The sequence below is a fragment of the Loktanella salsilacus genome, assembly GCF_024206795.1.
Lineage (GTDB): Bacteria > Pseudomonadota > Alphaproteobacteria > Rhodobacterales > Rhodobacteraceae > Loktanella > Loktanella salsilacus.
This window is the reverse complement of the sequence record NZ_CP072995.1, coordinates 333,846-356,080: the sequence shown is the minus strand read 5'-3', so window position 1 is coordinate 356,080 and position 22,235 is coordinate 333,846. Positions and strand designations below refer to the sequence as shown.

18 protein-coding genes and 3 pseudogenes are annotated in these 22,235 nt (G+C 55.8%); 11 read left to right on the top strand and 10 right to left on the bottom strand.

Going from position 1 to position 22,235, the window contains the following annotated elements; all coding sequences use genetic code 11:
* Positions 1-12: 12 nt before the first annotated feature.
* Entirely contained in the window at positions 13-1,332 is a 1,320-nt protein-coding gene (locus KBW81_RS18040) for a nucleotide sugar dehydrogenase (protein WP_254249150.1), read from the bottom strand.
* A 205-nt stretch (positions 1,333-1,537) separates the two neighbouring features.
* The gene (locus KBW81_RS18035; RefSeq protein WP_254249149.1) at positions 1,538-2,287 is read right to left on the bottom strand and encodes a response regulator transcription factor; all 750 of its coding nucleotides are present in this window, start codon (positions 2,285-2,287) and stop codon (positions 1,538-1,540) included.
* A 361-nt stretch (positions 2,288-2,648) separates the two neighbouring features.
* Between KBW81_RS18035 and KBW81_RS18030 the strand changes: the two are divergent.
* Positions 2,649-3,029: pseudogene (locus KBW81_RS18030) on the top strand (integrase core domain-containing protein); the annotation flags it as partial.
* Between the two features lie 287 nt (positions 3,030-3,316).
* Positions 3,317-4,825 (top strand): sterol desaturase family protein, encoded by a 1,509-nt coding sequence (locus tag KBW81_RS18025; RefSeq protein WP_254249148.1) that lies wholly within the window; start codon positions 3,317-3,319, stop codon positions 4,823-4,825.
* Positions 4,826-4,935: 110 nt separating this feature from the next.
* Here the strand turns inward: KBW81_RS18025 and KBW81_RS18020 are convergent, their stop codons facing one another.
* The gene (locus tag KBW81_RS18020; RefSeq protein ID WP_254249147.1) at positions 4,936-5,874 is read right to left on the bottom strand and encodes a LysR family transcriptional regulator; all 939 of its coding nucleotides are present in this window, start codon (positions 5,872-5,874) and stop codon (positions 4,936-4,938) included.
* Positions 5,875-5,999: 125 nt separating this feature from the next.
* Between KBW81_RS18020 and KBW81_RS18015 the strand changes: the two genes are divergently transcribed.
* Positions 6,000-6,434, top strand: coding sequence for a DUF6789 family protein (locus KBW81_RS18015; RefSeq protein WP_254249146.1), 435 nt, complete (start codon positions 6,000-6,002; stop codon positions 6,432-6,434).
* A gap of 232 nt (positions 6,435-6,666) precedes the next feature.
* Here the strand turns inward: KBW81_RS18015 and KBW81_RS18010 are convergent, their stop codons facing one another.
* Positions 6,667-6,852 (bottom strand): Rap1a family protein, encoded by a 186-nt coding sequence (locus KBW81_RS18010; RefSeq protein WP_245754308.1) that lies wholly within the window; start codon positions 6,850-6,852, stop codon positions 6,667-6,669.
* A 13-nt stretch (positions 6,853-6,865) separates the two neighbouring features.
* Complete coding sequence (locus tag KBW81_RS18005; RefSeq protein ID WP_254249145.1) at positions 6,866-7,936, bottom strand: Gfo/Idh/MocA family protein; 1,071 nt, start codon at positions 7,934-7,936, stop codon at positions 6,866-6,868.
* 407 nt (positions 7,937-8,343) lie between these two features.
* Between KBW81_RS18005 and KBW81_RS18000 the strand changes: the two genes are divergently transcribed.
* The 4 genes from KBW81_RS18000 (at position 8,344) to KBW81_RS17985 (ending at position 12,450) form a co-directional block, all read left to right on the top strand.
* Positions 8,344-9,345, top strand: a complete 1,002-nt coding sequence (locus KBW81_RS18000) for a TRAP transporter substrate-binding protein (protein WP_254249144.1) — start codon at positions 8,344-8,346, stop codon at positions 9,343-9,345.
* Positions 9,346-9,560: 215 nt separating this feature from the next.
* Entirely contained in the window at positions 9,561-9,932 is a 372-nt protein-coding gene (locus KBW81_RS17995) for a TRAP transporter small permease (protein ID WP_254249143.1), read from the top strand.
* Complete coding sequence (locus KBW81_RS17990; RefSeq protein WP_090191630.1) at positions 9,929-11,239, top strand: TRAP transporter large permease; 1,311 nt, start codon at positions 9,929-9,931, stop codon at positions 11,237-11,239. The genes KBW81_RS17995 and KBW81_RS17990 overlap by 4 nt, the downstream gene beginning before the upstream one ends.
* A 107-nt stretch (positions 11,240-11,346) precedes the next feature.
* Entirely contained in the window at positions 11,347-12,450 is a 1,104-nt protein-coding gene (locus KBW81_RS17985) for an AGE family epimerase/isomerase (protein WP_411914392.1), read from the top strand.
* Between the two features lie 4 nt (positions 12,451-12,454).
* Here the strand turns inward: KBW81_RS17985 and KBW81_RS17980 are convergent.
* The 3 genes and pseudogenes from KBW81_RS17980 to pepT form a co-directional block, all read right to left on the bottom strand.
* A pseudogene (locus KBW81_RS17980) lies at positions 12,455-12,556 on the bottom strand (transposase); the annotation flags it as partial.
* 356 nt (positions 12,557-12,912) lie between these two features.
* A complete protein-coding gene (gene yidD, locus KBW81_RS17975) occupies positions 12,913-13,317 on the bottom strand; it encodes a membrane protein insertion efficiency factor YidD (protein WP_254249142.1) in 405 nt (134 codons plus the stop codon).
* Positions 13,318-13,604: 287 nt separating this feature from the next.
* Positions 13,605-14,861 (bottom strand): peptidase T, encoded by a 1,257-nt coding sequence (gene pepT, locus KBW81_RS17970; protein WP_254249141.1) that lies wholly within the window; start codon positions 14,859-14,861, stop codon positions 13,605-13,607.
* Between the two features lie 378 nt (positions 14,862-15,239).
* Between pepT and KBW81_RS17965 the strand changes: the two genes are divergently transcribed.
* A complete protein-coding gene (locus KBW81_RS17965; RefSeq protein WP_254249140.1) occupies positions 15,240-15,995 on the top strand; it encodes an SDR family NAD(P)-dependent oxidoreductase in 756 nt (251 codons plus the stop codon).
* Between the two features lie 89 nt (positions 15,996-16,084).
* Here the strand turns inward: KBW81_RS17965 and KBW81_RS18845 are convergent.
* A pseudogene (locus tag KBW81_RS18845) lies at positions 16,085-17,250 on the bottom strand (transposase family protein).
* A gap of 112 nt (positions 17,251-17,362) precedes the next feature.
* A complete protein-coding gene (locus tag KBW81_RS17950) occupies positions 17,363-18,355 on the bottom strand; it encodes an IS30 family transposase (protein ID WP_254248964.1) in 993 nt (330 codons plus the stop codon).
* Positions 18,356-18,627: 272 nt separating this feature from the next.
* Between KBW81_RS17950 and KBW81_RS17945 the strand changes: the two genes are divergently transcribed.
* The 3 genes from KBW81_RS17945 (at position 18,628) to KBW81_RS17935 (ending at position 22,213) form a co-directional block, all read left to right on the top strand.
* Positions 18,628-19,383: a GntR family transcriptional regulator gene (locus KBW81_RS17945; protein WP_254249139.1), complete on the top strand. Its 756-nt coding sequence runs from the start codon at positions 18,628-18,630 to the stop codon at positions 19,381-19,383.
* A gap of 83 nt (positions 19,384-19,466) precedes the next feature.
* Positions 19,467-21,020, top strand: coding sequence for a type 2 periplasmic-binding domain-containing protein (locus tag KBW81_RS17940; protein ID WP_254249138.1), 1,554 nt, complete (start codon positions 19,467-19,469; stop codon positions 21,018-21,020).
* A gap of 65 nt (positions 21,021-21,085) precedes the next feature.
* Positions 21,086-22,213, top strand: coding sequence for a Gfo/Idh/MocA family protein (locus tag KBW81_RS17935; protein WP_254249137.1), 1,128 nt, complete (start codon positions 21,086-21,088; stop codon positions 22,211-22,213).
* The last annotated feature ends 22 nt before the right edge of the window (positions 22,214-22,235 follow it).

The window sequence follows — 22,235 nt, the reverse complement described above, 5'->3', positions numbered from 1 at the left end:
GTGACCGGCCCCTTACCAGCAGATGCCGGCGTAGCTGCCGCCGGACACCTTTGTCCGGTCCAGCCGGGCAAGGTCGATGATCGGGGTGGTCAGCGCAGCTTCGTTCAGTTCGGGCAGGGTTTCCTTGTAGATGTTTCCGACAATGATCGCATCGGAACTTGCGATCAGCGTGTCGAGGTCACCAACCAGACGGCTCTGCAAATCGGGAACAGCATCGTTGCCGCGGCCAGCGGTAGAGTTCGCTTCCGAATAAGCCTCGAACACGAATGGATCGTAAATCTCTACACCGATACCGGAGCTGATAAGCCGACCGGCCAACTCGGCGAGTGGGCTTTCCCGCATGTCGTCGGTGCCGGGCTTAAAGCTGACACCGATCATGCCGACCTTGCGCGCCTGAGAGTGTTCGACCATCGTCTCTGCACGCGTGATCTGCGCTGAATTTGCCTCTAGCACTGCGTTTAGAACCTGTGCCTCGACGCCATTTTCCTTGGCAAGGTGACGCAGGGCGCGGACATCTTTGGGCAGGCAGGAACCGCCAAACGCAAATCCGGGGCGCATAAAGTAAGGCGATATGTTAACCTTTAGGTCAGAACACAGGATTTCCATCACTGTTTGACCATCAAGTCCGCAGGACTTTGCAATGTTGCCGATTTCGTTGGCAAAGGTCACCTTGACCGCGCGCCATGTGTTTGACGTGTACTTTACCATCTCGGCGGTCCGCAAATCCACCGAATGGATTTTGCAATCCAACGATACATTCAGTTCTGTCAGAATGGATTCGGTGGGGCGGTCCATCGATCCGAAAACAATCAGACCGGGATCATAGTAGTCTTCGATGGCCGTCGATTCCCGCAGGAACTCGGGGTAGTAACCAACGCCGAAGCCTTGGCCCGCGACCTTGCCTGACGCCGCCTCGAGCGTCGGAATGCAGGTGCCTTCGCAAGAACCCGGTACAATTGTCGATCGGATGATCACCGAATGGAAAGCGTCTTTTTTGGCCAGCGCCGCGCCGATGGCTTCGCACACGGACGTTACATAGACGAGCCCGACTGAGCCGTCTTCGGCAGAGGGGGTGCCAACGCAGACGAACGACGCCTCGGTGTTGTTGATGGCCCATTCAACGTCTGATGTTGCACAAAGTTTGCCTGCCTCGACGACCTTTTTGACAAGAGGGCCAAGCCCCTTTTCGACGATCGGAGACTTCGCGGCGTTAATCGCGTCAATCTTGCCCTGATCCACATCGACGGCGATTACGTCATGCCCGTCTTGTGCAAGACAAGCGGCCGCAACGACCCCGACGTAGCCAATACCAAATATGCTAATGCGCGCCATGATAATCCCTCTCGTTTCAATATTTGAACTTCTGAGGTCAGCGTGCCGCGCTGCAGAAAAAACAGGTAGTCGGAAACATCCTTACACGTGTAAGGTAAATTACTATTGGCCGTATTTTGTTTTTTATTACAGGCGTTTAAAAATTAAAAAGCGGCGCTGAAGCTATTCGCTGCAGCGCCAAAATTTTATAACAATGCAGATGGATTTAGGCGAGCCAGCCTTGTGAAAGTGCATGATCGAGCAGTTCTGCACGGTTGCTTAGACCCAGCTTGTTCAGCGCCCTGCCTTTGTAGGTTTCGACTGTCTTTGCGCTGATTTGCAATTCCTGCGCAATCTGCTTTGCGGGCTGCCCTTTGGCGGTCAAAATAATAACCGCGCGCTCCCGCTTGCTTAGCAAATCGTTGCTACCCAAGCTATCTTGCGCGACGACCTCATGAAGCAGGTTTCCATACCCAGGATCGAAATACATGCCGCCTGATTGGACAGCCATCAATCCAATTTCCAACTGCTGGAGGTCCGACTGCTTGCCGACACAGCCAACAAATTGTGCGCCGATAACGCCGCGCAATACGGCATCGTCCATCCTGGCCGTATATCCAAAAAGCATTGTCCGGGCCGAGATGATTCGTACGCTTCGCCTGAAGTCCTGCAAGTCGTGCTGAGGGCTAAGAGTTAGCTCTGCGGGGTCCAAGATAAGTATTTTTGGTTGGTACCTCGCCAAAGTCTCTAAGATTGGCGAATCGCCGTGCGCGCACGAAATGCAGCGCAGTTTGAAAAGCTCTGATAGATGACGGGCGAGCACGGCACACATACCAGAGCTGTTATCCAGTATCAGAATGTCAACGCGGTCGCGTTTTGCTTCATCGTTGGTTTCGCTAGTATTTTTAATCGACCCTGCGATTCCAATGCGCGTGCTGCCCGCTGTAAAAGCAGATTTCTCGCCGGTATTCCTCATGTGAGTTCTCCCGAAGCTGCGCAATTTCTATCCGCCTAAATAGGCGCTAGAGCATTCGCAGATATGAATTAATACTTAGAAGTAGGCGTCTCACGACAGCCAATGATAAAATAAAAATGTTTGGCTACAGAAAAAACAGAGCCGTTATGAATATGGCTTTTAGTATTGAGCGCCCTTGCCATCCGTCAACCTTAACCTTCTGTTAACGAAATTTTTTTGGACCTCTGCTCATGATGACACCTGAAAAGATGTTAAAATAAGCAGATTATTAAAGCGTTTTTGAGCTTTCGCAGTGCGATACTGGCCGCTTCTTAGGCCTTGTGACCTGCTCCTCTGAAAAGCCTGCGACTTGGTGCTCATCTTCAGGCAGACGTGTTTCGCGGCCGCTGTCGACACGTCGCTATCTGTCATCCGCGTGGTCCGTAAGGTGGACCAGATCGCCAAGATAAGGGACTATCCCTGCATGGTGGTCAGCGACAACGGCACAGAGCTGACAAGCAATGCGATCCTAAAGTGGCAGGAGGACCGGAAGGTTGAGTGTCACAACATCGTCCTATGCAAACCTAAGCAGACCGGCTTCGTTGAAAGCGTTAACAGTCGTATGTGTTATGAACGCCTCAACGAGCACCTCTGCGATAACTTGCGCCATGCCCGCAAACTAGTGGCGGCATGGTGCGATGACTGCAACCACCACCGCCTGCTTTCCAGCCTGGCTGGTCTGACGCCGCGGGAAGATGCTTAACGATCAAAAGTGGATCAGAGCTAACTCATAAACGAGGACTCTTAGGGAGCAGGCTAGTGGGATAAGGACCAAGGTTCAGTTTTAGGGATCAACAGCCCTTGGACAAAACTGCTCAAATTTCCACTTCGTGCGAATGATGCCCGAAGCTGTCTTATTGGAGTTAACTGTGGCGATGGAACAAGTTCTTCGTTCTATGCGCCAAACAACTTAGGCGACATGGAAACTCCTTATTTAAGCCGTTTTGTTGCGGTCATCTCCCGAGGACGACCAACGGAGAGACACAGGCTATGGACTATACTGCCATCTTTATTCTGGCCTGCATCTTCATTCCATTGGAGCGTTTGTTGCCGTTGCACCCAGAACAACGGACCCTGCGACGCGACTGGATGAACGATGTAGTCTACGTGCTGGTTAATGGCATTGTTGTTCGCGCAGGGTTCACCGTCGTGGCGGGGGCCCTCATGCTGGGGGTAGTTCAGCTTGTTGGGCCGAATCCGATCCAATGGACAGGGGCCATGCCTCTTTGGGCGCAGGTGCTGATGGCCATCGTGGTGGCCGATATCGGTTATTATGCCGCCCACCGTATCTGCCATTCCGTGCCCGCCCTGTGGAAGTTCCACGCTGTCCACCACAGCATTGAGGAGATGGACTGGCTGGCCACGCACCGGGTGCACCCGGTCGACCAGATCTTTTCCAGCACGCTGTCTCTCTTGCCGGTCTGGTGCATGGGATTCACACTGGAGGCGCTGGTGATTCACCAAGCGATCTATCAGGCCCATGCCCTGTTGTTGCATTCGAACGTCCGCATCAAGTTCGGTCCGCTGAAATGGCTGGTCGCTTCGCCGGAATATCACCACTGGCATCATGCGAATGAACGCGATGCCTATGATCGCAACTTTGCCGCACAGCTGTCGATCATCGATGTGATTGCTCGAACGATGTTTATGCCGGTCCGGCGCGCGCCGAAATCTTATGGCGTGAACGAGGACATCCCGCGGTCCTACCCCATGCAGCTCATTCACCCTTTCCGCAGCCTTGTCTCTTCATGGGCGCTAAAAGCCCCACCAACACGATTGGAAACCCCCATGCCGACCGCCGCGAAAACCCGCACGACCGAAGATAAATTGGGCAAGCTGGCCATGCTGATCATCTTTGGCTATTTTGGCTACAAACAGATTACGGCGCTCATCTCTCTGGTTGCGAACCGAGACCTAATCCCGCTTTGGGGGCTAGCCTTCTTCTCGGTGATTGCCGGCGCGACCTTTTTGGGCCTTATCTTATATTACACAATTACCCGCCTGCCGCCCCGCGACAGCACCGCTGGGATCATGCCGCGCGTCGTAGCCGTTGTGGGCACGTTCATCATGTCGCTGCTGATCGTGTTTCCGCCGCAGGCGATTTCCGCCGAAATGCGTATCATTTCTACGCTTATAATATCCGTTGGCACAGTCATGTCGATATTATGCCTGCGACAGCTTGGGCGGTCATTCTCGATCATGGCCACCTCGCGCGCGCTCAAGACCCAAGGGGCCTACAGCATCGTCAGGCACCCGCTTTATGCTGCCGAAGTGCTGATGATCGTGGGGGTCATCGTAGGGCACGGTACGGTGGGCGCTTTAGGTCTGGGCGCTATCTGGCTGGTCCTGCAGGTCCGCCGCGCGCAGCATGAGGAGTCGGTCTTGCGCCATACCTTCCCGGAGTATGAGGATTACGCCGCCCGCGTTCCCATGCTGATCCCCGGTCTGCGGCTTTGGTGGCTGGAAGCACCCGTAAAGCCCGCGCCCGAAGCCGTTTGACCTCGAAGATATGTCTAGAGGGGGGGGCTTTGGTTCCCCCTCCGCCCGGCACGCAGGACGCGGCGGCCGTGATCCGCGGCAGAGGCTCACTGCCCTCTGGCCCCGCGCGATCAATGATCTCTGATCAATTCAACGGCGCTTACATCCTGCAATAACGCCCGAAACCAGCGATGCACCGGGTGATTGCCTAGCTTGGTGTGCCAAACCATATGGATGCTTTGCATCTTATCGGGCGGCTTTAGGGGGCAATCGATCACACTCAATCCGCCATATTCATAGCAGACCTTTGCCACGCTGGCAGGACAGGTCAGCACAAAATCTGTGGTCCCCAAAATCATGGGAGCCATCCCGTATGCTGGCATGGTATAGGCAATATGCCGGGTGCGCGCATGGCGCGCCAAGGCATCATCGACCCAGTTGCGTCTGTCCCCCTGCGGACTAACAAGCAGGTGATTCACCGCACTGAACTGATCGAGTGATAAGGTGCCCGTGGCCAAAGGATGGTCCTGCCGCATCACGCAAACCCAATCCTCTTGGAAAAGCATCTGCGATGAAAAACGCTCTGGCGGATTTGGCCAGTTTAGCAGTGCCATGTCAGCACGTTGCGTATCCAGGTATTCGCCCCAGTGCTGGCTGGGCGTGATCGTTTGCAACACGATACCGGGGGCCTGATCTTGTAAGGCGACAATCAGTTTCGGGAAAAGCGTCATCGCGGCGTAGTCGGGTGTGGCAACCGTAATACGGTGGGCAGAGGTGCGGGGATCGAAATGCGCACCATTCAGTGCCGTCTGGATATCGTGCAATGCCGCACTGATCGGGCCACTTAGCTCTATCGCCCAGGCTGTCGGCTTCATCCCGTCCGGGGTGCGAATGAACAGCTCATCCCCCAAGCGCGCCCGAAGCCGCGTTAACGCATTCGAAAAGGCCGGTTGCGATAGGCCGATTGCAGCGGCGGCTCGGGTGACGTGCCGTTCGCGCATCAGGGCATCAAAGACGACGAGCAGGTTAAGGTCGAGTGTGCGTAAATTCATAAAGTGAATATGGCGCATTCAGTTATTCAATTTCAACATATTGCGGAACGCACCATATCTTAAGTCAATCAAAACGAGGCGCGTCCTGCGGCGACATTGGTTTTCGGTCGCCCCCGCGCCCACCTAAAAGGAAAGATGAAATTATGGACCATATCAAAAGCGGAATGATTGCAGGATTTGCAGCCACGTTCGTGCTCTCTGTCATGATGATCATGAAGACAGCTGTCGGCATCATGCCTGAGCTGGACGTCATCCACATGATTGCCGGGATGCTGGGCGCTTCGGTTTTTGTCGGATGGGTTGCCCATTTTGTGCTGGGGACAGTTGTTTGGGGCGGCGGATTTGCCGTGTTGAATGATGCCATTCCCGGTCAAGGTCAGATTGCGAAGGGAATTGCATTCGGCGTCGCCGCTTGGTTGCTGATGATGATCGCCGTTATGCCAATGGCTGGGGCCGGTTTTTTTGGCCTGAATATGGGTATCGCGGCCCCTGTCATGACCCTGATGCTGCACATTGTATTCGGTGCGGTGCTTGGGTGGGTCTATATGAAACAGACGCAAAAGTCGGCACTGGCCTGATCATGTGCACTGCCTTTGGTCTACGACGAAGGGCCACGCCATGAGGCTAAGGTCATCATTCACTTAGGCTGTCTGCCGCCGCACTCTGCGCATGTTACCCTTCCTGACAACAGGTGGCGCGGACGGCGGCGGCAGCGTAACAACAGGGCGACCAACGCCGGTACTTGCATGTGCCGGCGTGGTCACCTTTGAGTGCCGTCGGTGAAAGTAGCCCGGCTAGGCTGAAGAATTGTCAGATCGGGTTCGACATCATGTAGGCCAGCAGGCCCATGGCGTCGCGCAACTGGCTGCGTGTGATTTGGCCGCCAAGGCAAACACGCATGGATTCTGTCGGCTCGTCCGTGACAGTGAACGCGTCCGAAGGCATGATCCCGATCCCCGTACCCGCCATTCGCCCGATAATGTCGGCGCGGCTCACGCCCAAGACGCCATCATCGAATTTCGCCTTGGCATTCTGGGATGCTAACTGGATGACCGCTGCGCGAAGATGTTTCTATCGCTGCAATCAAATCATGAGAGGCAAGCGCCTCTCTGCCGGTGACCAAAGGCTTGCGCTCATGCCGGACCGCATCGACGAAATCTTCGATCATGGCCTGATGCCATTCGTGCTTGCCCCCCAGCAAAGGGTTTACTTTTTGCGGGGCTTTATCCTTTGCCTCAACCGCGACGCGCCCGTCGCGCCAGCTGATTTTAAGGGCATTTTTGTCCAGCTTTAGGCTCGCATGTTCAAAGTGTAGCCGGATGACTTCTGTACGGTGCGGGAACATCGCCGTGCTTGCGACAAAGGACCCGGACGCGCCGCATTTAAATTGCAATCCGGCAATTGCGAAATCCTCTGCTTCCATCCGGTGCAGAGGCGTCGTGGCCGTCATGGCCTGAACCCGGCTGACGGGGCCGGTCAAGCTAAGGGCAAGGTTGATCGAATGAATGGCATTTGTAATCATGACACCCCCGCCGTCCCGCGCATAGGTGCCGCGGCCAAGTTCGTCGTAGTATGATTGGTCGCGCCATAGCGGCACAGCGATTTCCACCAATCCCAACCGCCCAAGCGCACCGCTGGCGACATGGCGGGCCGCTGCAATCGCAGGGGGCCGCACGCGATGTTGGAACAGGATGCCCAGCTTTACGCCTGCGCGCTCGCAAATTTCGACGACTTCGCGCGCTTCCTGAGGGTTTCTTCCTAACGGCTTCTCTAGCAGGATATGCGTGCCGGCTTGCGCCAATGTGGTGATGACCTCTTTGCGCACGCTTGGCGGCGTGGCCACGATGGCAATTGGAATATCGGGGTTGGCCGCAACCGCCATCAAATCAGACGAGAAGTCGGGTATAGGCCCATGATAGAAGTCCGAGAGGTAGCGCGCCTTATCGGGATGGCGCGACACGATGCTGCAAAGCGCGACCACATCCTGCGCATCTGACAACGCCGCGACGTGCGTTTTCGCAATCATGCCAGCACCAATGAGGGCGACACCTGCCCGATCCTGCTGAATGAACTTTGCCAAGGCTATCTCCTCATTCTCGATTGTTAGGCGGTACGAAACCTTGTGTTTGCGGCACCCAAACCGCGACTCTTATTGGGTGCAGGGTAGGGGCCTGATCGCATCTGCTCCACCATTTTTTCTTGGCACCTGTGGGGGCCGCCGCTCGCGTAGATCGTCTCTGGCAGGTTCCCGGGACCAGCTTCAATCCACTCCGTTGATTGCTCGGAACCAGTCGGTTTGCGCCGGGTTTTGCGGCCCAGATTCGCGGCCACCGGTCGCCAATTTCACCGTCTAGTATACTAGGATACAATCTGCTAGCGTCAGCTTCGGGAGATTCGACTATTACTACAACTTAAGCGCCGTCTCGGTGCGTGCTTTCATCATGCGCGCGGGAGCTATGCGCACTGAAATTGTTCGAGGAGGAACACATGAAAACTTTTAACACTGCGAAAACCTTTTTTAAGGGTGCTGGCGTTGCTGGCCTTTTGACAGCGGCGGCTTCGGCGGCCAGTGCGCAGGATATGACGTTACGCGGCGCAAGCATGTTTGACGAGGACCATGCGTTCACGAAAACAATGGTGCGGTTTGCCGAACTTGTAGACGAAAAATATGACGGTGATGTTACGTTCGATTTGCGGTTGAATGGCGAACTCGGTGTTGAAGCCGACTACGTCACGTTCCTGCAACAAGGCGTTGCCGTCGATTATACCATCATGGCACCTTCCAATATGGCAACCTTCGCGCCGTCTATTCCGCTGATGGATATGCCGTTCCTGTTCCGCGATCAGGCCCACTGGGAGGCCGTGCTGTCTAGCGATGTACTGGCCCCGCTCGAGGCAGAGTTGCTGGAAAAAGCCGACATCATGGTCGTCGGTTATACCGGTGGCGGTGTGCGTAACATCATTTCGAACGCACCGATCGCGAACCTAGAAGAGCTTAACGGCTTCAAGATGCGGGTGATGGGCGCGCCTATTCAGGCTCAGATTTTCTCTGCCTTGACAGCGGCCCCGTCGGCGATTGCCTATAACGAGGTGTATAATGCCATTCAGACCGGCGTGATCGCTGGATTTGAAAATGAAGCGGCCAGCATTCAGAACCTGAAGTTCTATGAGGTCGCGCCTTATCTGACGCTGACTCGCCATGCCATCACGGTGCGTCCAATCGTCATGAGCGGTAAAACCTTCCGCAAGCTGCCCGAAGATCTGCAGGCTGCGGTTCTTGCTGCCGGTGAAGAAGCCGGGACATTCGGCCGAGAGCTGGAATCCCGCGAAGATGCGCAAAAACTGCAGGAAATGGCAGACGCCGAACAGTTGACCGTTCTGGAATTCGAAGGTCGTGAGCAGCTGCTCGATATGGTTGTGCCTGTGCAGGACAGCTATGCCGAAAGCCTTGGCGCAGTCGAATTGCTGACAGCCATTCGCGACATGTGATCCCGAAAAAACATGAAGGCTGCGTTACCCGAAGGTATTTCGGGTAACGCAGCCCTTTTTTACTGACCTAAAGAAGCAACGAGCGGGGACTTATTGTGGGACGCATATTAGAAGCATTTTGCCAATGCCTGCGCATCCTGTTGGGCGTATTGACTGCGGCCTTGGCAATTCCCGTCGCGATGCAGGTTATCGCCCGGTATACAGGGATAATTCCTGTGTTTTTGTGGACCGAAGAGCTTGCGACGTTTATCTTCGTTTGGGTCGTGATGATCGGTTCTATGGTTGCCGTTTGGGAAGGCACCCATTTCGACGTTCAGGTTATTCCCACTGCGACAAAGCCACTGTCGATCTTACTACAGAATGGACTTGTTCTGGTGCTTATCGGCGGCTTTGCCGTCGTGTTCGCATGGTATGGTATCGAATACGCGAAGTTCGGCTATTTGCAGAATTCTGTTATGATGCAGGCGAATAAACTGATTACATTCATCTCTGTGCCGATTGCCGGTGCGGTCTGGGCGGTATTCGCCTCTTTCCGTTTGTACGAGGCAGTTACTCTATATCGCAAATCGCAAAAGGTCGCCTCATGATTATTTCTACAGGACTGGCCTGCGCCATTTTGGTCGGCGGCTTCCTCTTGCTCGTGCTGCTTCGGGTACCGGTGGCCTTTGCTTTGGGGATCGCAACAATTCCTGTCGTCGTTCTGGACATCCGGCTGACGCCGTTCATCGTGATCGACCGGATGTTTCAATCCTACAACTCGTTCATTCTGCTTGCGGTGCCATTCTTTCTGTTGGCCGCGAACCTCATGAACTCTGGCAAGATCACCGACAAACTGATCGAGCTGGCGCGCGTTTTGACAGGCTGGATGCCCGGGGGACTAGGCCACGTAAACGTGGCGGTCTCTATGCTATTCGCCGGTATTTCAGGGTCATCGACCGCCGACGCTGCCGGTTGCGGCAAAATCCTAATCCCGGCAATGGTCCGCGAAGGATACGACACGCGGTTCGCTATCGCGATCACAGCGTGTTCGTCCGTGATGGGCGTTATTATCCCGCCCAGCATTTTGATGGTGGTCTGGGGCGGCGTCATGCAAGTGTCTGTTGGTGCGTTGTTTTTGGCCGGTGCAATTCCGGGGCTACTGATCGGGCTTGCGCTGATGGCGACCGTCTATGGTTATGCCAAGGTCTATGATTACCCGACAGCAGGGCGGCCGAACTGGGCAGAATTCTGGCATGCGTTCAAAGGCGCGGCGCTGGCGATGCTGACGCCCGTGCTTGTGATCGGCGGTATTGTAGGTGGCATCGTGACACCGACGGAAAGCGCAATTATTGCAGCAGGTTATGCCTTAATCCTTGGTATGTTTGTCTACCGCACCGTGAGCCTACGCGATCTTGGCGGCATCTTCTATGACACGGGCCGGTTCGCATCGATCTCGCTTTTCGCAATTGGCACCGCTTCTGCCTTTGGCTGGATGCTGGCGTTCTTTAATGTGCCGCGCCTGATCGTCACCTTTATGACGAGTCTCGAGTTTGGCTACTATGGCACGGCGCTGGTCATCGCGGGGCTATTCTTGTTCTTCGGTTTGTTCATCGACGCAATCCCGACGATTATTATTCTAGGCACAGTCCTTTTACCTGTCGCGGCGGCTGCCGATATCCACCCGGTTGTGTTCGCAATCATCGGCATCGTCTCTTTGGCTTTTGGACTTGTCACACCGCCCTATGGATTGTGTTTGCTTATATCGGCGTCAATTGGCGGGATGAATGTCGTGCAGGTTATGCGTGATGTGGTGATTATCCTTATCCCGATGCTTTTGATCCTACTCCTGATCATTATTTTCCCCGAAATTGCGTTGTGGCTGCCAAAGACCTTGATGCCGACAACCTTTCGCTAAGGCCAATCACCGATCTACGGCCGCAATTCAGCGCTTTGCCGTGTATTGAAACACTATCACTTAGGTAACGTATGACCCGAAACGCGCCGTGGTTCGTGAATGACTTTATGCCCCGATGGCTTGATCATGTCATGACGCCTTGCGGCGCGGTGGTAGAAGCGCTGGATATTAAGGGCCAGGCCGATGCCGCGTCGCCATCGACCTTAACACAGGCCCGCACAATATTTGCTCTGGCGCAGCTTTATTTGGCGACGGGCGATGAACAATTTCGATCAGGTGCCTGCACCATATACGTGTTTATGGACGATGCGTTGCGCGATCCATCCGGCGGCTATTGGGCAAATTGTGACAACACGCTGCGGCGGACCTATGACCAGTCATTTGCGCTGCTGGCCCTGACGACATTGCGAAAAATTTCGCCGCAAACCGTTCCGGAATCCCGGACCAATGACCTGTGGAATTTTGTTCAGGGCACTTTGACCGATCCTGAAACGGGGGCGCTTTGGGAAGATAGCGCAATGGCGGCGCAGGGCGCGCGGGCAGGTGACCTGCGCGCGCAAAACCCGCATATGCACATGCTGGAAGCTGTGCTTCAGGCTTTTGAAATGACAGCCGATCCCGTTTGGATGGACCGTGCGACGCATTTGGTGCAGCTCGCCGCGCGCTACTTCGTTGACCCCCAGACCGGCGCGATAATGGAATTTGTCGGGCCGGATCTCGCCCCGCTTGCGACTACGGAGGGCGGGCGTCGAGAACCAGGTCACCAGTACGAATGGGCGTGGCTTTTGCACCGCTACGTTACTTTCGGCGGCGATGACATGGCCCGCGCAATGGCAGACCGTATGATACATTTCGTAGAGGCGACCGGGCTGCGCGGCGACGGAGTTTTGAAAGGGGCGCCGTTCGACGCCTTGGATGCTGCCGGATGTGTGACCGAAGCGAGCCACTTGCTATGGCCGCTGACCGAGGCCGGAAAATACGACGCGGCCACTGGCGCTGCGGACCGCGCCCGCGACATCGAGGCGATTATATTCGAGAGATACTTTGCCGCAGGGCCGGATCCAGTCTGGTGCAATCAACTGGACAGCGAATGCAGCATCCTTTGGCCCACCGCGCTTAGTCGCCTGATTTATCACATCGTGCTATTCGTCACGGAAGGGCAAAATGCGGGGCTGTGGCAACTAGGGCCAGGACCTATCAATCGGATTTAGGCTCTGCGGCCTGCATGCCGTTATACTTTGCGCGCCACTTATAGAAAGACGCCGTGCTCATGCGATGCTGACGGCACAGCTCAGCCATCGACATGCCTACGTCCATGTTGCGACCATTTAGAAATGTCACCCGCTGCGCAAGGCAGGAATGTCACTAGGAGCGCCGGCGGCAGCAAGGCTTAGCCGCCCGGAGACCTCAAATATCGCAGGGATGATAAGCCTTGCAGGATCGCTCAGCGGACGTTCGGGCGAGACGCGGCGAAGGTCCTGAAAGAGCCCTCTCTACCAAATTTCTGCAACGCAGCTAATGTCAGCTATCAGATGACGGTCAAAAACCTTCAACAACTGCTTGAGTTTTGAACAGGGTTTTTGGCAGTCGGAATTAGACCGTTTTTCAGCTGTGCCAAAAAGGAGGGTTTTTGGAACGCATGTTGTGGTGCTTTTTTTCCTAAAGACGGACATTCAACCGCAGCTACAAACGTCGCAATCCAAGTCGCAGTTCTTTGAGGCTTTGACTGTAGCACGGCCAAAGCAAGACGAGCCACAGTTGCAACCTTCGTAGATAGCGGCATCACAACAACCATCACGCATTTGCTTACTACAACTGTTTGATTTCTTACTTTTGTCTGATCGGTCTGGCTGGCTTTGATCACTGTGTAGGGTGTGGTACGCGATCTTACACTCTTTAAACCGCTGCCTAATTGAGGGTATTGCGTGAAAAAAACCTTGATTTCGAATCACATGTTTGGCGTATCCTGAGCAACCCGTTCCGTTATGTAAAACGGAATGCGCACAGCGGAGCCCTTTTCGAGGTGAGATATAAGTCTGGTATATCCAAATGCCACCAAGTGCTGCGCGAGTAATCATGATAGAATCTTTTGGTAGATTGTCGTCACAATGTTTGTGATAGGATCGTCAACTTAAAGCCGTGGACTTCGATTTTTGGTCAACTGGACGAAAATCCGCAAAGTTACTCACACAAGACCTGCGGGCCACTCCAAAAAGGACCGTTTTTGGGAGGGTTCGCTGAACGGAACTTTGATCCACCTGCAGCGAAGGTTCACTCTCTGCCCCTAATGTCCATCACGATGCTTTAAATTAAGCCTCGCGATATATGAAATGGAGCTTGTTTCACATCCGGATGAAATTGGTGATCATGCTGACGCGCCCAGTTCCACGGCGCCTGTTGCAAGGTTCAGCGCCACGTGTGTTGCCTTGGCCATATCCTGCACTGAGACCCATTCCAGCGGGCCATGCACGTTTTGCATGCCGCAGAAGATGTTGGGGCACGGGGTGCCGAATTCGGTCAGGCGCGACCCATCCGTTCCGCCCCGGATTGCGCCGGACACAGGTTCCATTCCGGCCTTGCGCACGGCAGCAGTGGCCAGATCGACGGGGGTCATGTCCTTTTCGAGCCAATAGCGCATGTTGCGATATTGGTGGGTGATGTCGCAGGTGATGCGAGCGCGGGGCTCTGTCGCTGCAACGGTGTCGCAGACCTGCCGCAAAAGCGCGCCTTTGGCTTCCAGCCCTTCCATTTCAAAGTCGCGCAGAATGAAATGCATCTCGACCTCGGCGGCGCTGCCGGTCATCGACACCGCGTGGATAAACCCTTCGCGGTCTTCCGTCGTTTCCGGGGTCATGGTCACATGGGGCAGTGTCATCAGCACCTTGGCCCCCAGATGCAGGGCGTTCACAAGCTCGTCTTTGGCCCAGCCGGGATGGATTGATACGCCTGTGATCTTGACCACGCCCGCGTCTGCAGAAAAGCTTTCGTATTCCACAACGCCCGGCATCGATCCGTCAAAAGTGTAGGCGAAGTCTGCTGCCAGATCAGCAGGCAGGTTTGGCGTCACGCCGCGTCCAATTTCCTCGTCTGGGACAAACGCCAGGCGGATCTTGCCATGTGCAATGTCAGGGTTTTCCAAAAGGTGCCGTGCGGCGGTCATGACCACGGCGACGCCGGCTTTGTCGTCAGCGCCCAGCAGGGTGGTGCCGCTGGCGGTAATGATATCCTCGCCGACCTTTTCAGCCAGAAATGGGTATTCCTCTGGCGATAGCCGCAGATCGGGCGCGTCGGCAAAGCTGATGTCGCCGCCGTTATAGCCACGATGCACCACTGGTTTCACGCCGCTTGCGTTGAACTGAGGGGCGGTATCGACATGGGCGAGCCAGCCCATGACCGGGGCACTGACCCCATCTGTCGCGGGGATCGTGGCCAGCACAACGCTGTCCTGGCTGAGGGTCACATCCTGCGCGCCCATCGCTGTCAGTTCTTCCATCAGCAGGCGCGACATATTCAGCTGGATCTGCGTGCTGGGAACGGTCGGGCTGTGCGCGTCGCTTTGGCTGTCGATCACGGCATAGCGGACCAGGCGATCTTCGAGCTCTGTATCAAATTCGGTGCGCATGGCGGCTGTCCTGTGTCGGAAGGGAATTTTGCCGCATCTGAGATTGCGACGACACGCAAGTCAAGAGACCTGGCCTGATGGGCGTGGGCCGTGCGACGTGACCTGTATTACCTTGGTGGCCGGGCGGGTTTGCCGGCTGCACGTCATGTGATGGTTCGCGTTATTTAAAACGGTCGTTCAGGCTGGGCGTAGCCGGCGGCCCGTAGCTGCCGTTCGTCCACGTTGCAACGCATGTCGTGTTTCGCGATTTTGAAAAGGAGTCTCAGTCCCGTTTTCATCTTCTTGAATTACGAACCTTAAAGGCTCTGACATAGATCAAGGCGCTGCAGTGCAAACTGTGCGACCTCTCGCGGTAGTCCATTTTGAGGAGCAATCGTCATGAATTTCGATTTCAACGATAAGACGGCCATCGTGACAGGTGCGGCGTCAGGCATTGGTGCCGCAATTGCGCGCGATCTGGCGCGCTTCGGGGCCAAGGTTGTCTTGGCCGATATGGACGAGGCCGGAATGTCCGCCGTGGCTGATGAGATCAAGGCATCCGGCGGCATAGCTTTCGTGCAAAAGACCGATACAAGCGTCGCCGCTGAAGTAGAGGCCCTTGTGGCGTTCGCCGTGGCGCAGACGGGCGCGCTCCATCTGCTTGTCAACAATGCAGGCATTGGCGGCCCGCCGAACCCGGTTGGCGAATATCCCTTGGATGGATGGCAAAAAGTTATCGATGTGAACCTAAGCGGCGTGTTTTATGGCATGCGCTTCGGTCTTCCTGAAATGGTCAAGGCGGGCGGCGGGGCGATCGTCAATATGGCGTCCATATTGGGCTCGGTCGGTTTCGCGACGGCCGGGGCCTACGTCGCTGCAAAACATGGCGTCGTCGGGCTGACAAAAGTTGCAGCGATCGAATACGCTAAGGCTGGAGTCCGGGTAAACTCGATCGGTCCGGGGTTCATCGCAACGCCGCTTTTGGAAAAGAACCTTGATGAGGCGGCGCTCGATGGCATCGCCGCGCTTCATCCGGTCGGGCGTCTTGGTGAGGCTGCCGAGGTCTCGGCGCTGACCTGTTTCCTGCTTTCGGATCAGGCCAGTTTCATCACTGGAAGCTACCACCTAGTCGACGGAGGCTATACCGCGCAGTAGACACAGGGCCGGCGTCCAATGCGATGCCGCCCTTTGGCATTCCCAAGGCGCGGGATCAATACGACAGTGCGGGCGTTAGGGTGCCAATGTCAAAACCGGGCATTGGCGCAACCGCAGCGACATGGCGCTTTGTCCGCATAGCCGCCCTCTGGCCAAATTATCCAACGTCGGCTTTCGGACCCGGTCTGTGCCGCCGTTGCGCGTTTTGCCGCGTAATGCAACTCCAGTTTGGACGGTCGGCCTGGTGAGCGACCATTCTTGGCGTAGCCGTTTTTGGCACTGACCGGTTTGACCTTCGGCTTTGGTGCAGCCTTGTCGTGCTCCGCCTTGATATGGGCCAGCACGGCGCTGAGGTGCTTGTTCTCGGTGATTGCGGTATGGGCGATCCGGCGCTTGGGGTTCATGATCGTGTAGGGCAGGGCGACACCTTTGGCGCGGACCTGAATGCGTCCGTCGGCCAGTTCGTAGACATCGACATATGTCCCGGCAAGGTCGCGTGTCAGATCGTTCACCGCCAGCTTGATCCGTTTGCGGTCGTATTTAAGCATCAGATCTTTGGTCACATGGCGTTTGTCGCGCAGGCAGTAGACTTCGTTCAACTGGTTAGGTGCAATGTTCAAAGCCCGGTGCAGATTGTCTGATCTGGCTGGGGCCTTTGCGAATTTGGCGTTGTAGCGCTCGAGGAAGCCCGGAAGAAATACGTTTCCGTCTTCGATTGAGGATACACCTGCGAGACGCAGCTCCTTGACCAGCCGATCCTGCAGGGAGCGATTGGCGCGTTCTACACGGTCCTTGACCTGGCTGCTGTTGGCGCACAGAATCTCGATGTTCAACTCACCAAAACATTCACGGCGTGATCTGGGCTGATGAAACGTGCGGCGCTGTTTGCGGGACAGCCACAGACCTGCGTCCTGCATCCATTTGCGCAATGTCTCACGCGAGACCTTGAACCCGTGGTGTTCCGCAGCATCTCGGCCGCCAGTGTCGGTCCGAAATCCTCATACTTTTCTTTGACCAAGGCTACGGCATAGTCGCGCTTGACGTCATGAATCTGGTTGTTAGGTGCCTTGCCGCGCGCCCTATACCGGATCCCGGCGCCGCCCTCGGTACGGTACGTCTTGAGCAACCGAAACATCTGCCGCCTGGTCACGCCCAACAGGTTCGGGCCGTTCTGGACACTTAGCCGTCCATCATCGACCTGCGCCAACACCTCGATCCGGTGGAAGTCGCGCTCGCTCATCATCACCCATCCCATGTCCGTTCTCTCTGTTTGCTTTCCTCTGCAGGGAGAGTGACATTCCTGAATTGCACATGGGTGACACTTTAGCTTTGCGGTGGAATCTCAAGGTACGTTGCGACAGGTCCCGCTATCTCAGTTTCATCAGTTCTTCCCTGAATGCTTCAGTTGGCGTTCTCCATCCAAGGCACTTTCTGGGCGTGCCATTCAAGCGGTCGCAAATCGACTTCATATCTCGATTTGAGAGTGCGGCCACGGGCGCGTCCCTTGGCAGATATCGCCGTGCGCGCTTGTTCAGATTCTCGACAGATCCCTTCTGCCACGGCGCCTGCGGATCACAGAACCATGCCTCCGTTCCGATCCCTGGCTTGAGTTTACGCCAGTTCCTAAACTCGATCCCACGGTCAAACGTGATCGATTTGCGCGCCAATTGGGGCAGGGGTTCGATCACGCTCATCAGCTTGTTCATCAGGTGCGTTGTGCTGCGGTCGTTGTTGCGGAACAACACGGCAAAGCGCGTCTTGCGTTCGACCAACGAAGCGACATTAGTCTTGCCCTGCGCGCGCTCAAAGATCATCAGATCGCCTTCCCAATCGCCAAATGTCTCACGCGTTTTAACGTAGTCTGGCCGTTCGTGGATTGACCGATCGGGCGGGAAAACAAGGCCACGCGGTGTGCGTCGGCGGCGTGGCTGCCGTTTCTTGCGCCGATGCGGAAGGTGACGAGCCAACTCTTCCGCCTGGCCATCCGGGCCGTAAACATAGGCATAGATCGTCTCGTGGCTCACACGCAATGGTTGGCCATCATATTGCAAACGACCGGCGATCTGTTCCGGTGACCATCCGGCCACCAGCTGCGTGATCACGTGCTTTCGCAAGTCCACAAACCGCACCAGCTTGCGACGCCGCGCACGCCGAGTCATTGCTGACCGCTGCGCATTCATTCCGTAGTAGCCATTCAGCTTCGGCAACTCATGATCGACGAACCTGTTCCGTTTGATCTCTCGGAACACGGTTGAACGATGCCTGCCGATCTCAGCAGCGATTTTGTCTACCGACATCTTCGCATTCAACATATCTTCAATTGTGCGTCTCTCACGCAAACCTAACTCTGTGTGGGCCATCTTCCGTTCTCCTTGCTTTCCAGCAAGATAGGGGATTTGTCGCAACCCAGTTTAGAATGTGCCCTGGCTACAGCCCATTGAGCGCATAATCAGAGTTATGTAATATTATTTATCATGATTTTCTTATCACGCTCTTTAGGTACCGACCAAACCCAACCTAACCCTGATCTTTTAAAATCCGTAATTGACATATCAATTCTAGTATACAAGTATCCCAGTAGCGCTGGCCACTTGGCTTGCTTGCAACTGGGGGCGATGTTTTGTTGATAGATATGACCAACACCGACGATCAGCCAACGGCAGAGTTGACGATCCTCCAGCTGTTGGCTGGTACTGTCTTAGACGCCAACCAAAACATCACGTTTCAGATCTTTGATATTCTGCGCGATCTGATCGTCTCGGTCAGGCTGCGCCCCGGACAACGGCTGTCGGAAAAGGAAATTGCGGCTGCGCTGTGCGCTAGCAAAACGCCAGTGCGTGAAGCGATGATCCGGCTGGACGAGATAAAACTGGTGCGGATCGTGCCACAAAGCGGCACCTATGTGACCAAAATCTCGGTGAGCCGCTACAGAACTGCGTGCTTTATTCGACTACAGCTTGAACTTGGCGCTGTGCGCGGCGCGGCTTTGACGCCCGATCCACACCAATCCATAGCGGTTCTTGATGGCATTTTATCCCAGACGGCCAAAGCGATTGCGCAAGAAGACGACGCCGCATTTTATGCCCTTGATGACGCCTTTCACCGCCAATTATTCATCATGGCCGGCTTTGAAGACGCATGGTCGACCGCCCGGCGCACCCAATTTGACGTCAACCGGGTCCGCCACATCCGCCGTATGCAGCGGATCATCGCAGGTCCCGCGCAGTTAGCCGACCATCAGGCCATCGTAGATGCCATTCGCGCGCAGGATGGTGCCCGCGCCGAGGACGCCTTGCGGGCGCATATCGGCGACCTGGATCGCCAAATCAGCGCACTGGTCAGAGATGACAAGATGCGCGGCTTCATTGCCCTTGAGGACCCAATTTAAACGCCGCGATTGAATGACCGCAATTCGGGCGGTGTCGCAGGCCTAAAACCAAATTTTGCAATTATTCTTTGGGAGGAGAAACAATGCAATTTAGAACAATGGCAACTGCGGCGCTGGCGACCTCGGCGCTGACAGCGATGGGCCCCGCTTGGGCTCAGGACAGCTTTCGGATCGTGGATGAACCGCTCGACCTGACCATCCACATGCACTGGGACCGCGCGCAAGGCTACCGCGAGGATTATCCGGTCGAGCTAAAAGCGCGCGAGCTGACGGGCATTAACCTGATCGATGCCACGTCTGGCAAGAATACGACGGACACTGCCGAGGCGATGAACCTGTTGCTGGCCGAAGGCGACATGCCCGATATCGTCGGCAGCCAGTTGATCAAGCAGCCGGTGAACGAATTTGGACCGCAAGGGGCATTCGTGCCGCTGAACGATCTGATCGACGAATATGCCCCCAATATCAAAGCCTTCTTTGACGCCCGGCCAGAGCTGCGTCAGGCGATTTCGGCCTATGACGGCAATATGTATTACATCCCATATCTGCCTGACGGCAAATATGGTCGCGCCTATTTCGTACGGCAGGACTGGCTGGATCAGCTGGGGCTGGACCAACCAGACAACGTGGACGCGCTGCACGACGTGCTGGTCGCGTTTCGCGATCAGGACCCCAATGGCAACGGCCTTAAGGACGAAATCCCGTTCTTTGTGCGCGATTGGGAGGAGGTCATTCGCCTTGTCACCCTGTGGGATGGCCGCTCTTCCGGGTCAGACACGCCGCATGATTTTCTTGTCACCGATGCGGGCGAAATCGCGCATCCTTACGCGCAGGACACCTATCGCATTGGCCTATCGCATGTCGCCGACTGGTATGCTGAGGGACTCATCGACAACGAAGTATTCACGCGCGGCGTATCTGCGCGGGACTACCTTTTGTCAGAAAACCTTGGCGGGATGACCCACGACTGGTTCGCGTCGACCTCTGGCTACAATGCAGCCTTGATCGATAAAATTGAAGGCTTCGACTTCATCCCCTTTTTGCCGCCCGCCTCTGTCAGTGGCAAACGGATCGAGGAGCACAGCCGTATTCCAATTAAGCCTGACGGCTGGGCCATCAGCCACACGAACCAGCACCCCATTGAGACGATCAAGTACTTCGACTTTTGGTTCACAGAAACGGGCCGCCTGCTGTCGAACTTTGGTGTCGAAGGCGAAACCTGGGACATGATCGACGGCGAGCCCGTCTTTAAGCCAGAGGTCCTGAACAGCGACCGCGCCGTCAACAGCCAGCTGTGGGAAGTCGGAGCCCAGATCAAGAAGGGGTACTGGCAGGACTACCGCTATGAATGGCAATGGACGGCAGAGGCCGCCCGCAAAGGGATAGAGCTTTACGATTCCGAGGACCTTTTGGTCGATCAATTCCTTGGCGTCGCTTTCAGCAAGGAAGAGCAGGAAGTCTATGATCGCTACTGGCCGTCCATTGGGACCTATATGCTGGAACGCCAGCAAGCTTGGGTGCTTGGGTCCGGCGATATCGATGCGGACTGGGATGACTACATCAGCACCCTGAATAAAATGGGCTATGACGACGTGATCAGCGTGATGAACGCCGCCTACACCCGCCAGTATAACTAATCGCAAAAGCAGTGCGGCTGTCATGGCCGCGCTGCGCCAACGATATCGCTAAAAAGGTAAGACACTTGAAGGTTCTCATTGCAGGAACTGGCTTTGCTGGCCAAGGACACGCCGATGCCTTTAGGGCTGCAGGCACCGATGTCGTTGGCATCGTCGGACGCACGCCGCACGTCGTGCAGGATGTCGCGGCCAAAATGGGCATCCCCTTTGCTGGTTGCGATTGGCAAGAGGCGCTGGATGCCTGCAAGCCTGACATCGTATCCATCGCAACCCCCGGCGGCGCGCATTACACGCCAATCAAACAAGCCATCGCCTTTGGCTGCCATGTTTTTTGCGACAAGCCGATGACGGACGACAGCGCCACGGCCATCGAACTGAACGCGCTTGCACAGGCCAAAGGCATCAAAACCGCCTATGCGGCTAGCTTTCGCTATGCGCCCAGCGTGCTGCACGCCAAACGGCTTGTCGCCGCCGGCGCCATTGGCGAGCCGACGGAAGTTGAGTGTATCTCTCACTTCAACCTAGAGCGCGAAATCCCCTTTGGCTGGTCACATCGCAAGAAAGACGGCGGCGGGCGGTTGAACAACAACTTCACCCATACGCTGTCGATTGTGGCCTCTGTGGTGGGCGAAAAGATCCTGAACATCATCGGCGAAGTGCGTGATGATCTGGGCCGCGCGCCCATCGTCGAAGGCGTGCATAACTTCGCCACCCGGCGCGATTTTATCCCAAAGGACCTGAACGATCCTGTGCTGAAATGGGGCATCAGCGATGTGGAATGGTCCTATACCGTGATGGCGCAACTCGAAAGCCCGCTGGCAGAAAAGCCCGTGTCGGTCCTGTTCAAGCACGGCGGTTTGGTGCCGCGCTTTCATGATGACCACATCGTATTCTATGGCGCCAAAGGCGCGATCTATATCAAGGGCCACTATGGCAGTGGCCAGTTGTCCCATTACGGCGACGATAAAACCTGGCGCGACCTGCCCCTGCCCGCTGATATTGCTGCCGCAGTTCCGGACGTCGCTGGCGAGACAGAGCAATGCTGGCACACGCTGGCACGTCTTTTCGTGCGCGATATTCGCGGCGAGGCAACAGAGCCCTACCCCACCTTCGCGGAAGGCAGCCAGTATCAGCAAATCATCGATCTGATCCGCAAGAACGACAATTGGACCGATGTGTCGGGCCTCGCCTGAAGCGCAGCAAAAAAGGTGTAAG